General features: G+C 34.9%; 12 protein-coding genes. 1 reads left to right on the top strand and 11 read right to left on the bottom strand.

Annotated elements, in window-relative coordinates; genetic code table 11:
• Window positions 1–29: 29 nt before the first annotated feature.
• The 11 genes from LACWKB10_RS09245 to LACWKB10_RS09195 all read right to left on the bottom strand — a co-directional run bounded on the left by LACWKB10_RS09245 (window position 30) and on the right by LACWKB10_RS09195 (window position 13,328).
• Window positions 30–1,799 (bottom strand): oligopeptide ABC transporter substrate-binding protein, encoded by a 1,770-nt coding sequence (locus LACWKB10_RS09245; RefSeq protein WP_034981558.1) that lies wholly within the window; start codon window positions 1,797–1,799, stop codon window positions 30–32.
• A gap of 201 nt (window positions 1,800–2,000) precedes the next feature.
• A complete protein-coding gene (locus LACWKB10_RS09240; RefSeq protein WP_034981555.1) occupies window positions 2,001–3,773 on the bottom strand; it encodes an oligopeptide ABC transporter substrate-binding protein in 1,773 nt (590 codons plus the stop codon).
• 191 nt (window positions 3,774–3,964) lie between these two features.
• On the bottom strand, window positions 3,965–4,888 hold the full coding sequence (locus LACWKB10_RS09235) for an ABC transporter permease (RefSeq protein ID WP_034981552.1): 924 nt from the start codon (window positions 4,886–4,888) through the stop codon (window positions 3,965–3,967).
• Between the two features lie 16 nt (window positions 4,889–4,904).
• Window positions 4,905–5,864, bottom strand: a complete 960-nt coding sequence (opp4B, locus tag LACWKB10_RS09230) for an oligopeptide ABC transporter permease (protein ID WP_034981550.1) — start codon at window positions 5,862–5,864, stop codon at window positions 4,905–4,907.
• 2 nt (window positions 5,865–5,866) lie between these two features.
• A complete protein-coding gene (locus LACWKB10_RS09225; RefSeq protein WP_034981548.1) occupies window positions 5,867–6,844 on the bottom strand; it encodes an ATP-binding cassette domain-containing protein in 978 nt (325 codons plus the stop codon).
• 3 nt (window positions 6,845–6,847) lie between these two features.
• Window positions 6,848–7,858, bottom strand: a complete 1,011-nt coding sequence (locus tag LACWKB10_RS09220) for an ABC transporter ATP-binding protein (RefSeq protein WP_034981546.1) — start codon at window positions 7,856–7,858, stop codon at window positions 6,848–6,850.
• Between the two features lie 119 nt (window positions 7,859–7,977).
• Entirely contained in the window at window positions 7,978–8,220 is a 243-nt protein-coding gene (gene acpP / locus LACWKB10_RS09215) for an acyl carrier protein (RefSeq protein ID WP_034981544.1), read from the bottom strand.
• A gap of 4 nt (window positions 8,221–8,224) precedes the next feature.
• A complete protein-coding gene (plsX, locus tag LACWKB10_RS09210; RefSeq protein ID WP_034981542.1) occupies window positions 8,225–9,229 on the bottom strand; it encodes a phosphate acyltransferase PlsX in 1,005 nt (334 codons plus the stop codon).
• 17 nt (window positions 9,230–9,246) lie between these two features.
• Window positions 9,247–11,283: an ATP-dependent DNA helicase RecG gene (gene recG / locus LACWKB10_RS09205; protein ID WP_034981538.1), complete on the bottom strand. Its 2,037-nt coding sequence runs from the start codon at window positions 11,281–11,283 to the stop codon at window positions 9,247–9,249.
• Between the two features lie 2 nt (window positions 11,284–11,285).
• On the bottom strand, window positions 11,286–12,944 hold the full coding sequence (locus LACWKB10_RS09200; protein WP_034981536.1) for a DAK2 domain-containing protein: 1,659 nt from the start codon (window positions 12,942–12,944) through the stop codon (window positions 11,286–11,288).
• 21 nt (window positions 12,945–12,965) lie between these two features.
• Window positions 12,966–13,328 carry an Asp23/Gls24 family envelope stress response protein gene (locus LACWKB10_RS09195; RefSeq protein ID WP_034981534.1) on the bottom strand — a complete coding sequence of 121 codons (363 nt, stop codon included), beginning with the start codon at window positions 13,326–13,328 and terminating at the stop codon, window positions 12,966–12,968.
• 163 nt (window positions 13,329–13,491) lie between these two features.
• Here LACWKB10_RS09195 and rpmB point away from each other — a divergent pair, with 163 nt between their 5' ends.
• Window positions 13,492–13,677 (top strand): 50S ribosomal protein L28, encoded by a 186-nt coding sequence (rpmB, locus tag LACWKB10_RS09190; RefSeq protein WP_034981532.1) that lies wholly within the window; start codon window positions 13,492–13,494, stop codon window positions 13,675–13,677.
• Window positions 13,678–14,305: the final 628 nt, after the last annotated feature.

Below are 14,305 nucleotides of genomic sequence, written 5' to 3'. Positions count from 1 at the left end.
AGCCTTAAAAACTTGAGTCTTACATAATTTTATTTAACATAACCCACTTGGTACCAAAGTACATGACCATTGTTATTTTCAGATGGTTTGAGAGAAAATCCTGTGATTTGATCGTTAATTGCTTTAATTTTATATGAATTGACAGTTGGTATCATATACGCTTGATCAAACATGTATTTTTGCCATTCATGAAAAACTTTTACACGATATTTATGATCAAAAGCTTTCTGTGAGTCCATTTCCTGCAACAATTTTTCATTTTCAGGAGATACAAAACGATCATAATTCGCTGCACCTTTTTCCCAATACATACCTCTTGCTGAGGGCTCAGATGACAACAACCATCCTGCCTCAAACATGTCGACTTGTGGGTCATCATGATTAAGCTTATCATAAAAAGTGTTTGATTCAGTTACTCTGCCGTTTAACAGTCTAACATCCAATCCGACCTTATGCCATTGTTGAATATAATTTTCAATAATCGGTTCTTGATTAGGATCACCGGCTTTAGCCATGAATCTAATCTTTAATGGTTTGCCGTTAGGTTGAACACGCCATTTACCCTTCTTTTTATATCCAGCTTTATCTAAAATTTGATTGGCTTTTTTAACGTCATAATTATATCCTTTAATATTTTTGTTAAAGTAATCACCAAATTGAGGAGGAATAAAAGTAGTTATATGAAATGTAAGGCCGTGAGTATAGTGCTTGGTTACTTCATCAACATTCATTGCGTACCCAATTGCCTTACGTAGAGCAACATTATCCATCTTACTTTTATGATTCATGACATTTTTACCAGTTTTTGGATCCCATTTGCCAAGCTTAAAACCGATGAACCAATAAGCGAGCGGTATTTCTGCAATAAATTTTACTTTTTTAGTATTTTTCACCTGATCCCATTGGGAATTTATTACATTCACAACATCAAATTTGTGACTCTTAATAGCTTGTGTTGAAGAATTAGGCGAAACTACCTGATACACTATCTTATCCAGCTTTGGCTTACCACGCCAATAATATTTATTCGGTACCCAAACTGCTGATTGACCACGTACTAATTTTTCTAATTTAAATGGTCCAAAATACAAAGGTTTTTTTCTAATCTTATCTGATGATTCCAACTTCTTAAAAGGTACATCTTTTAAATAATGATATGGAGCCGTATACTCTGAAAAATAATCATTCCCACTATTATACATTCCTGGTTTCAATTGCTTGAAATGAAGTATTACTTTCCTACCGTTTTCGCCATCAGGCATTTCTATTCCTGAAATTGATTTTGCCTTTCCCTCATGATATTCCTTAAGACCTTTTATAAGTTCAAATTGACTTGAATATCTTTGTGAATTTGTATCTTTATTCGATAAAATCTCATACGGATATTCTACATCTTTGGCAGTAACCTGTTTGCCGTCAGACCATCTAACTCCCTTTTTAACTTCTATTGTAACTGTTTTATTCTTGCGATTAATCCTCAAAGTTGCTGGTCCCTTATCCGTAAAACGAAAATTATCATCAGTATCAAATAAAGATTCTGAACCAGGAGAGGCTACATCAGCATCAACGGCCGTCACTTGTAATTGATCTGAAAAAATACCGGTAAAAGGTGAGTCAGTTTGTAAAGCTACTTTAACTACACCACCCCGCTTTGAAGTTCTTACAGGCATTTTTTCAGGAAATTTACTAGCTTCTTTTGCACTATTTTCATTATCATTATTTTTTTTACCGCAAGCAACCATTGTCAAAGCTGTAACTGTCACTAATCCTATCGTATAAAACAGACTATGTTCTTTCATGATTATTTGATCCTTTCAAAATCTAGTCCTTTTTCTAATTATGAGTGTAATATACTAAATAATATCATATTAAATTAAATTTTTAAATAAAAAATAATATTTTATTAATAATATCATTTTAATTATTCTTAATAATAAAAATGCATTGGACTTTATCAGCTCAATGCATTTTTATTGAAATTAATTAAAAATTTTATTTTTCTATTTTATAAATCCAATTTTGTACCATAATTGGTGACCATTAGAATTATCAGAGGGCTTGGTGGAATAACCTGTAACTTTATTATTTACTGCTATTACCTTATAAGAATTATCAACAGGAACAACATAAGCCTTTTTATTCATATATTTCTGCCATTCATGGAATTTCTTAACCCTATACGTATGATCAAATGACTTTTGAGAATCTATTTCTTGCAAAAGTTTATTATTTTCTGGAGTTGCAAACCGACTATAATTCATCTGTGAGGTCTCACCATAAAGAGATGCAGGAGAGGGTTCGCTAGCCAAAGACCAAGCCGCCAAAAACATGTCAACTTGCGGATCATCATGCCCTAATTTGTCATAAAAAGAGTTAAATTCCGTCAATCTTCCTCCAACTAATTTCACTTTTATGCCAATTTTTTTCCACTGCTGAATATAGTTTTGTACAGTTGGTGATTGAATTGAACTGCCTGTCATTGCTAAAAATTTGATAGTAAGTGGCTTGCCATTAGGCTGGACACGCCATTGGCCTTTCTTTTTATAACCAGCTTTATCTAAAATTTGATTGGCTTTTTTCAAATTATAAGTATAACCTTTTGCTTTTTTATCAAAATAGTCTCCAAATTGCGCTGGAATTAAAGTCGGAACTCTAAAACTTAAACCTGAAGTATAATGCTGATCGACTTCATCAATATTTATGGCATAAGTCATTGCCTGACGAAGTGCTTGATTATTCATTTTTGCTTTAGAATTCATCACATTTTTACCGGCCTTAGCATTCCATTTTCCAACTCTAAAGCCAATATAGTGATATCCTAGAGGAATTTGTGCAACAAAATTAACACCTTTAGTATCCTTAACTTCGTTCCACTGAGAATTAACTACCTGAGCAATGTCAAATTTATGACTTTTAATTGCCTGTGAGATCGAATTCTGTGAAATCACTTGTGAAACCACTTTATCCAACTTTGGTTGGCCACGCCAATAATACTTATTTGGAACCCAAGTTACAGATTGACCACGAACTAATTTCTGAACTTTATATGGGCCAAAATACAGTGGCTTTTTTCTAATTTGATCTGAAGATTGTAATTTTTCAAATGGAATATCTTTTAAATAATGGTACGGAGCTGCATATTCCCAATAATAGCCATTACCACTATATACCATACCCGGTTTCATCTCTTTAAAATGCAGAATGACAGTCAGACCATCTGGTCCTTCTGGCATTTCTATTCCTGAAATAGTTTTTGACTTACCGTTATGGTATTCTTTCATTCCGACAATTTCTTCAAATTGATTACTATAACGTTGTGCTTTGGTCGCCTTATTTGCCAAAATTTCGTAAGGGTACTCTACATCCTTAGCATTAACTTGTTTGCCATCTGACCACTTCACACCTTTTTTTATTTTAATCGTAATAGTTTTAGCTTTACGATCCAGTTTCATTGTAGCTGGACCTTTATTAGTAATTTTGAAATTATCATCAGTATCAAATAATTCTTCTTCTCCTGGTTCAGCTACTGAACTATCAATAGCTGTAGTCGATAATTCATCAGAAAAAATACCAGTAAAAGGAGTATCTGTCATAATTGCATACTTTAAAGTTCCACCTTTTTTGGTTTTTTTTACAGGAACAGATTGTGGAAATTTACTTGCAGTTTTAGCATTTTCATTCTTAGCAGTGCTATTGCCTTTGCCACAAGCTACTAAAGTTAGCGCGGCAGTTGAAACGATACCAGCAGAATATAAAAGTTTTGTTTTATTCATAATTTAATTCATACTCCAATCTTTTTATTGAATAAATTCTAAATTCTTGGAATAAGCTAACAAACATATTCTAGCATAGAAAAGAATCTTATCAAAAAGTATCATAATAGTCTAATAAGTTTATAATAATAATTTTTAATTAAAAAAAGCTTTGTCTCTTTAGACAAAGCTTTTTGTATTCTATTAATGAATTAATTCTCACGTTGTCTGGCATCACCAGCACGCTGTAGAGCACGACCAACGTAATTTATACTTAGCGAGATTGCTAACAGTAAAATTGTAGCCGGAAGCCACAGCCAGGGACGACTCACTACGTTTACCGGATCATTTGCAAATCCAATCAAAGTACCTAACGATGGAACAGAAGCCGGCAAACCATAACCAATATATGATAACGTAGTTTCAATACCAATATTACCAGCAATAGTTAATACAACGTCAATAATAATCATCGAGGTAATATTTGGTAATACTTCACGAAACATAATTTTAAGGTCTGAAGAACCAGAGGTTTTGGAAGCCAAAACGTAGTCTCTTTCTCTTTGGGACAGTATAAAAGCCCTAAAGTACCTTGCCGTTTTAGGCCACCCAAAAAGTGAAATAATTCCAATTAAACTAAAGGAATTGTAGTTCGGAATAACAGAAACCAAAACAATTTCAATTGGGAAAGTTGGCAATACCTGAACAAAATCTACTATTCTCATTATTATGGCATCAATGTTACCACCGTAATATCCAGATACTAGACCCACAAGTAAACCAACAGTTTCACAGACTACGGTTACACCCAAACCAATCAAAATGGAATTTCGTCCACCCATTATTAGTAATTTGACGATATCACGTCCACCATCATCAGTTCCTAATATATGACCAGCAGTTCCCCATGGATTATACGCTTCTACAATATTAGTTTCAGTTACCTGAGCAGAATTTAGGAATAAAGAGCCTACCATGGTAAATAGCAATATTAACACTATTACGACGAAGGCAGATAATGCCACCTTATCTTTTACAATTTCTCTAATAATTACTTTAAAACTTGATTCAGGAGAAGAAGAAACATTTTTCTTTTTATCTTTCAAATTAGTCTTAATTTCTTTCTTGTCGGACATCTTTTCTCCTCCCCCCTTATTTAATTCTGATCCTTGGATCAATTATACTCATGATAATATCAGAAAGTAGATTACCTAATAGTGTTAAAATACCAAAAATTAATATTAAGGCAGTCAAAGTTGTGTAATCACGCTGACCAATAGAATCTAAGAATAACTTACCCATTCCAGGATAACTAAAAACTGATTCAACAATCATCGAACCACTTAAAAGTCCCGTAATGACTGTACCAAAGGAAGAAGCTATTGGTAATAAGGAGTTACGTAAAATATGTTTATTAAAAACAACTTTTTCCGGTACACCCTTACTATGGGCTGTACGAACATAATCCTCTACCTTATTATCAACTATTCCAGTTCTTAAGTATTGCACAATTGATGTAGTGGTAATTAATCCCACTAGTATAGCAGGTAGAATAATGTGATAAAGTTGGCTTCCTAATGTTCCCCAAAAGCCAGAGGCACTTGGAGAAACAGAGCCAGAAATAGGGAACCACCCTAAAGTAAAACCAAATAGCCAGATTCCCAAAATATAAAATACAAACGGCGGAATAGCAAAAGTAACATAATTAAAAATTTGAACTGCTTGATCTTGCCATTCATCTTGGTGACGACCCGCTGTCACTCCCATAGGAATAGAAATAGCATAGCAGATAGCTGTAGATAATAATGATAACCAGAAAGTATTAACAGCACGGTCGGCAATTAAGGAAGTAACGGCAACATGTTGAATGTAGCTTGTTCCCAAATCACCTTTAAACAGGTTTCCCACCCAGCGTGCATATTGAACAGGTGCAGGATCATATAACCCAGCCGCTCTTTTTAAAGCTTCAAGTTGCTTGGGATCAGTATTTGGATTAATTTGTCCAGTAAAAGGATCACCCGGCATCATCTTAGCCAAGAAAAAGACCAAAATACTCAAGATAATAATTTGCGGGATCATAATTAAAATTCGTCTTAGAACTGTTTTCCACATGATTATGCCCCCTCCTTTTCTTTTATCTTCTCTTCGTTCAATTCATTTTTCGGTAAGGCTACTAAATGTTTGCCAGAAACTTGTTGCAAAGGAAATACACGACCATCCTTGTCATACCATTTGCTTTGATCATTTTGAAATTCTTGCTCAACTTCTTGTCGATGTTTCTTATGCTCATCACGATGCTCAACGTCAACTTGCGGTATAGCAGAAAGCAATCTCTTAGTATAAATATGCATCGGATGCTCATAAATATCTTCTCTTGAACCTATTTCAACTAAACGACCACGATGCATAATAGCTAAGTTTTCAGACATATGCTTTACGACACCTAAGTCATGAGAAATAAACAAATAAGCAATATTATATTTCTGTTGTATATGCTTCATAAAGTTTAAAACTTGAGCTTGCACAGATAAATCCAAAGCACTAGTTGGTTCATCAGCAACAATTAAACGAGGATTAGTTGCAACCGCCCGAGCTACGCCAATTCTTTGTCTCTGTCCCCCAGAAAATTCATGAGGGTATTTGTAAATTGAATCACTAGGCATACCCACGATATCCAGCAGCTCTTGAACTCGATCACGTTCTTGATCTGTAGTTAAATTTTCGAAATTTCGAATAGGTTCAGCAATAATGTCTTCTATTCGTTTTCTCGGGTTTAAACTCGACATTGAATCTTGGAAAATCATTTGGACATCTTTATTGTAGTTTAGTTTACGCCGATTTCTAGATTTAGTAATATCGACACCCTTGTAAAGGATACTGCCACTAGTCACAGGCTCAACACCCACAATAGCTTTACCAGTAGTTGACTTGCCTGAGCCGGATTCACCAATTAGACCATAGGTTTCACCTTCATTAATGGTAATACTAATATCGTCAACCGCTCTTACATAATCAGTAATTCTGTTCCAAAAACCTGATCTAATGGGATAATGAACTTTTAAATTTTTTACTTGAATGATTTCTTTAGCCATAAACTATTCCCCACCTACTTCATCTTGAAAGTGGAACGTCTTCCAGCAAGTACATCTTACCCAGTGACCAGGCTCAACTTCATGCATTACTGGGTCCTCTTCATGCGCACTGGCAGGAATCCATGGAATTCTAGCAGCAAATCTGTCGCCTTTTCTAGGCATATTTTGCAATGATGGAACTGTTCCTTGAATAACGTGCAAATCTTCTTCTTCATCTTCAGATTGAGGCATTGAATTTAACAAGGAGCGAGTGTATGGGTGCAAAGGATGCTCAAAAATAGTTTTTACATCAGCTTTTTCTACTATCTGCCCACCATACATAACTGCAACTTGATCGGCAGTTTCAGCAACTACACCTAAATCGTGAGTAATTAAGATAATACCAGATTGAGATTGTCTTTGAATATCTTCAAGCAGATCCAAAATTTGAGCCTGAATAGTAACGTCCAAAGCGGTAGTAGGCTCATCTGCAATGATAATTTCGGGCTTACATGCAATCGCCATAGCAATCACTACCCTCTGCCTTAATCCTCCAGACAATTCAAAAGGATACATTTGAAAAGTTTCTTCTGGCTTCGGCATTCCCACTTGATTGAATAATTCAAGCACACGATCATGACGCTCTTTTTCATTCATATCTGTGTGATAATAAAGCGTTTCAGCTACTTGATCGCCAACACGCATTAACGGATTTAAACTGGCTAGAGGATCCTGAAAGATCATACCAATTTTGTTTCCACGTATTTTGTTAAACAAGCTTTCATTTAATCCGACTAAATTTAACTCATTATACAGAATATCACCAGTCACTTTCGTATTTTTATGGTCGTACAAGCCGATAATACTCGATGCAATTGTACTCTTACCACAACCAGATTCACCTACAATGGATAAAATTTCATTTCGCTTCAACGTTAAATTAATATCATCTGCAGCATCATAAAACTTTCCATGTAAACGATATGCAGTATGCAAATGCTGGATATCTAGCAAGAGATCACTTTGTTTTTCCAAAGGTCATTTCCCCTCTCAAATCTTCAATGAATTTATTAAAGATATTTAATAAATTTATTTAATTTCTAATTATAACCGTGAAACATTTTGTATGCAAATTAATAATGAATATTTTTTACTTATTTTTGATGATCTGCAACATAATTAACTGCGTCTCCTACAGTTTTTAATTTCTCCGCATCTTCATCAGAAATCTCGGCGCCGAATTCATCTTCTAATTGTAAAATGAATTCCACTAAGTCAATGGAATCAGCGTCCAAATCACTAGTGAAATTAGTTTCATCAGTTATCTTTTCTTTATCAACTTCAAAATTATCTGCTAATATATCCCGAATTTTGGTAAAAATTTCTTCTTTACTCATGTCTTTACTCCCTATTTTCAACTGCAAATTCTGCTTTAAAATTATCAATTATTTTTTCCTGTAAAATTTTATCAATTTGTTTAATTGTAAAATAAACAGCACGCTGACCTGAGCGACCATGTGTTTTGACTACAGGAGCATTGACTCCGAGTAAAACTGCGCCACCATATTTGTCAACATCAAATTTTGAAACTAACCCTTTTAATGCCTTTTTTATCATTAACGCACCTAATTTAACAAAAGGTCCGTTATCAAGCAAGCTTTGCTTCAAAAGATGTATCAAAACACCTGAAGTTCCTTCAATGTTTTTTAAAACTGCATTACCAGTAAAACCATCTGTTGCGACTACATCAGCTTTACCCACTAATAACTCATTTCCTTCTATATTACCAATAAAATTAAGTTTGCTTTCCAATAGCAACTGGTATGCTTTTTGATGAACATCATCACCTTTATCACTCTCGGATCCATTATTAAGAAGACCAACACGAGGATTTTTAACTCCTCTTACTTTTTCTGCATAATATGAAGCCATTTTAGCCCAGGCAAGCAGGTATTCTGGTTTACTTTTGGCATTGGCACCAACATCAATCATATTGAAACCATCATCGGAATTTTTTACAGGCAATGTTGGCATGAATCCCGGACGGGCCACACCTTTAATTCGTCCTATTATAAATATGCCACAAGCTAAAATAGCTCCAGTATTACCTAATGAAAAAAGTGCATCAGCTTTGCCCTGCTTCACAAATTGTGCTGCCACGACAAGTGACGAATCTTTTTTAGATCTAATTGCCTTAACTGGTTCATCTTCATCTAAAATAATTTCAGAAGTATTGACTACTTGTGTGCGACTGCTATCACTTCCCAATAATTCTTTTATTTTTTTCTGATCGCCAAAAAGTATGAATTTTGTCTCGGGTAAGTCCTTTTTGGCCCGTAATACTGCTTTAATAATTGCTTCAGGGGCATTTTCACCGCCCATAGCATCAATAGCAATAGTTCTCATTGTATCCTCAACCTTTACTATGTTCTCTTTTGCTGTAATTGTTTATATTCTATCACTTGTTTTAAAGTTTTATTTTCTGATTTTTGCAAGAGAGGATCAAGTTTAATTAATTTTCTAGCTTCTTTTTGTGCTACTACCATTGTATCGTAGTTATTAACTACATCACCAACTTGAAATTCAGGCAGACCAGATTGAGCTTTACCAAAAATATCTCCTTCTCCCCGCATCTTTAAATCTTCTTCAGCCAATTTAAAACCGTCTGTTGTTGATGCCACTATTTTCATACGAGCTTTACCTGCCTGTGTGTTAGGATCAGCCAAAAATATGCAATAACTTTGAGTCTTACCTCTCCCTATTCGCCCTCTTAACTGGTGTAGCTGACTAATTCCAAAACGATCAGCATTATAGATAACCATCATATTAGCGTTTGCCACGTCAACACCAACTTCAATCACACTGGTAGCAACTAAAATATTAATTTCTCCAGCTGCAAATTCGGACATAATTTCATCTTTTTTATTACCAGGCATTTGACCGTGAAGTAATGCTACTTTTTCATCAGGAAAATCTTTACTGAGTTTATCATAAAGCTGTTCTGCATTTTTTAAATCTAATGCTTCTGATTCTGTGATCAAAGGTGTTACAGCATATACCTGAAATCCCTGCTTTAATTGCTCGCACATTAGCTGATAAACCTGATCCATTTGGGCACTCGTTTTCCATGAAGAAATTACTTTTTTTCTTCCGGCTGGAAGATGTCGTATTTCAGATATAGTCATGTTGCCGTAAACCGTTAATGCCAGAGTTCTGGGAATTGGGGTAGCAGTCATAGTAAGCACATCAGGCAAATTTCCCTTATTAATTAAAGATTGCCGCTGATTAACACCGAACCGGTGTTGTTCATCGATAATTACTAATCCTAATTTTTTAAAAATTACGTTTGATTGAATTAAAGCATGCGTACCTATCACAACATTAATTGTGCCATCGGTCAATTCTGTATAAATTTCTTTTCGTTCCAAAGCTTTCGTAGAACCTGTTAGCAGCGCACATCTTACACCTAGAGGCCTTAGCAATTCATCAATCTTTTTAAAATGCTGAGTCGCTAATATCTCTGTAGGAACCATCAGTGCAGCTTGAAAGCCAGCAGTTACAGCCGCAAAAATTGCATATACCGCAACAATAGTCTTGCCTGAACCCACATCACCTTGTAAAAGACGCTGCATTTGTCTGGATGATAACATGTCAGCAAAAATTTCGTTGATAACCTGCTTTTGATCCGTGGACAATTCAAACGGCAAAGATTTAGTCAATTTAGCAACTTCATTCAGGTCATATTTTTTGGGAATCCCCTTGTTTTGTGGATTGACTTCAGTTAACTGAGCTAGTTCAGTTTGAAAAATAAAGAATTCTCTAAAAATAGCACTTCTTTTTGCAATCTGAGACTCATTGAAATTTTGCGGGTGATGCATTTTTTGTACAATATTTTTTTCAGGAAGCAAACGATATTTCCGTCGAATATCCACTGGAACAACATCATCAACAGCCGGCAAATATTCATCTAAAGCAATATTAATGAAATCAATTAATTTTTTTTGCCTTAAATGCCGGTTAACTGAGTAAATTGGAGCCATGCCACTATCATTTTCTTTAGCTGCAATAAATTTAAAACCTGCTAAACTTTGTCTTGAGATATTGTATTTACCATAGACTGCAACTTCTTTACCTACCTCAATTTTTTCTTTCAACCAAGGTTGATTAAAAAAATTGACCATGACTACATCATGGTCAATTCTCAATTTAAAACTAAGTCTGCTCTTTTTGTAGCCAAATCTGCTTACAAAAGCTTCAGTAGCCACAACTCCCTTTAGCATTACCTTTTGACCATCCATGATCTGGTCAAGTGGAATCGTTTGCAGTTCATCATAGCGAAATGGGAAATAATATAACAAATCATAAATGCTATATATTTCTAAGCTTCCAAGTGCAGCAGCAGTTTTGGTTCCAACTCCTTTTAAATCAGTGACAGGTGCAAATAATTCCTTTGCATACATAATTATTCAACAGAAATCAAAAAATTATATACGGGTTGTCCGCCATCATGAAGTTCAAATTCAAGATCATCATGCTTCTCTTTGACAGCATCTATCAGTTTCTGAGCTTCTTTCTTATTAGAATCTCGTCCATACATCACAGTAACGATTTCGGAATCTTCATCCAACATTTTTTCAACCATTGATGAAGCTGCAGTGATGATGTCAGTTTCAGCCACCTTAATATCTCCATCAATAATCCCCAAATAATCATTTTGATGGATCTCAATATCATTAATCTTCGTGTCCCGGTTAGCTTTGGTGACTTCACCAGAAACAACAGTATCAAGAGCATCAGTCATATTTGCAACATTGTCATCAAGAGAATCGTCTGGATCAAATGAAAGCATGGCTGTCAAGCCTTGTGAAATGGTTTTAGTAGGGACAATGCCGACTGGGATGTCGCTCACCTCAGCTGCTTGCTTGGCTGCCATAATAATGTTGCCATTATTCGGCATCACAATTGCTTTTTTAGCACCTGATTTTTTGATTGAATCAATAATGTCTTGTGTTGAAGGGTTCATTGTTTGACCCCCAGAAATAATGCGGTTAACGCCTTCACTTTCAAAAAGTTTGCGAATTCCGTTACCAGAAGCAACAGCTATTACGGCAAAATCAACATTTTCCTGATTTTCTTCACTGTTATTTACTATTGTTTCGTGTTGAATCCGCATATTGTCAATTTTAATTTTTCCCAATTGACCAAATTGGCTTCCGTACGCAAAAATAGCTCCAGGATGTTCAGTATGAACATGAACTTTTGCCACTTCTTCATCTGAAACTGCCAAAAGTGAATCACCTAACTGAGATAAATGCTCCCTAAATTCATCTAAATTAAAAGTTTTCTTATTAGGAACATCAGCAGTTAAATCAACCATGATTTCGGTACAGTAGCCATTAGTAATATCCTGAGTAGAAAGTTGTGATTGTACAGATTGATGATGCATGGCATTTATCATTTCATCCATTTCACCTTCATCAGGTTGGTACCGGTCAGCAAATTCTTCACCTAAAAGACCTTCTAGAAATCCTTCATATATAAAGAGTAAGCCTTGGCCTCCTGAATCAACTACACCAACTTGCTTTAAAACAGGTAATAAGTCAGGAGTTGTCTTTAACGCTTTTTTAGCACCTTCAACAATCGCCTTCATAACTTCTTCAACATCATCGGTTTCATTGGCCTTATTGGCACCTTCTTGTGCACCAATCCGAGCAACAGTCAAAATAGTTCCTTCAACTGGCTTCATTACGGCTTTATAAGCTGTTGCAACCCCATTTGAAAAAGCATTGGCCAACTCTTGTGCATTAAGAGTTTTCATGCCTTGAGTTGCCTTATAAACTCCTCTAAAGAGCTGAGAAGAGATTACCCCACTATTACCACGAGCACCCATCAACATCCCTTTAGCAAGGCTTTCTGTCAAATCACCCACACTATTACTAGTATTTTTGGCAACAGCTTTAGCGCCACTTTCAATAGTTAAATTCATATTTGTTCCAGTGTCTCCATCAGGAACAGGGAAAACGTTCAAAGAGTTAATAAACTCTGCGTTGCGACCAAGTCTGTGCGTAGCGACGCGAACCATATCTCTAAATTTTTTACTGTCTATTTCCTTTAAAACCAATATTTCTACCCTCCGCTTGAGTTATTCATCAAGCACTTTAACACTTTGAACGATGACATTAACAGCTTTAGTTTCAATTCCAAGTTGATTTTTCAAATTGAATTTAACACTATCTTGTACGTTGCGACTTACTTCAGATATTTTTAAACCATAGCCGACTATTATATAAACATCAACCGTAATCTTATTATCCTCAGACTTAACAACAACACCGCGCTTATAATTTGCTCGATTCAATATTCCATCGAAGCCATCACGGATAGCATTTTTTGAAGCCATGCCGACAACACCGTAGTTAGATGTAGCTGCGCTACCAACAACAGTTGCGATCACTCCATTTGAAATATCAATCAAACCGTTTTTTGTTTTGATTTTTACAGCCATGTTTACCTCCGTATCATTGTTCTCATATTATGAATCTATTTTATCATAGTAATCAAGTTTAAATGCAAAAATCCCTTCTTAAAAAATACTTTTGCAGTTGCAATGTTCTTAAACTTATGCTATCTTAATTTAGTATGAAAACACAATAAAGGAGGTTTAGCAAATGGCAAAAGATTATATCACTGGCAAAAAGACCACTTTTGGTAATACACGTTCACACGCACTGAATTCATCACGTCGTGCGTGGAAGCCAAACCTTCAAAAAGTTCGTATTCTTGTCGATGGCAAGCCAAAGCGTGTATGGGTTTCAACTAAGACATTAAAATCTGGTAAAGTTACCCGTGCCTAGCGTAAAATAAAAAAGTTTTTAAAGCAGAAGTTTTCTTCTGCTTTTTTATTTCCCAAAATCTGTTTAAAAGTTTATGTTTAAATAGAGATATTCTTATTGCTCTTTCAATTAATTTTCAAGTCAAAAAAAGACAAGTTATAGTCTGTAGTTTTACTTGAAGGTATTGTTTTTAGCTAACCTCATTGGCAAATCTTTCATTTCAATTTTTTATATATTCTGCTATTAATAAAAGATGATGTTGCCGATACACTTCTCATTGCAACAATTTACTTATATAAAATTTGGTAATTTTAAGTTTTATCAAACATAACAAAGGCAGTATCTCCACCAATGTAAATCTTTTTTTACTCATCAAAAAGGATACAAATCATACCAATCTTTCAATTTTTTTAATTATATAATTTGTTTTGGAGCTTGCCACTATTAGTGGAAATCATAGCAGCAAGATAATTGAGGAGATATACCAAAAATATTTATTAACTTATAACAACTTGTTCCAAGAGATATAAAAAAACAGCAGTGAATGAAGTTAACCCCCGGAATTGAAGTGCTCCATAATAGTTAGACATTAATCTGACTATTAGGAGCACTTTTTTCATGACTAAATATTCAACTACTTTGAAAATGG

The organism is Lactobacillus sp. wkB10, assembly GCF_000760615.1.
GTDB lineage: Bacteria > Bacillota > Bacilli > Lactobacillales > Lactobacillaceae > Lactobacillus > Lactobacillus huangpiensis.
The sequence above is the reverse complement of the archived record's forward strand: the minus strand, read 5'-3'. Positions and strand labels throughout refer to the sequence as shown.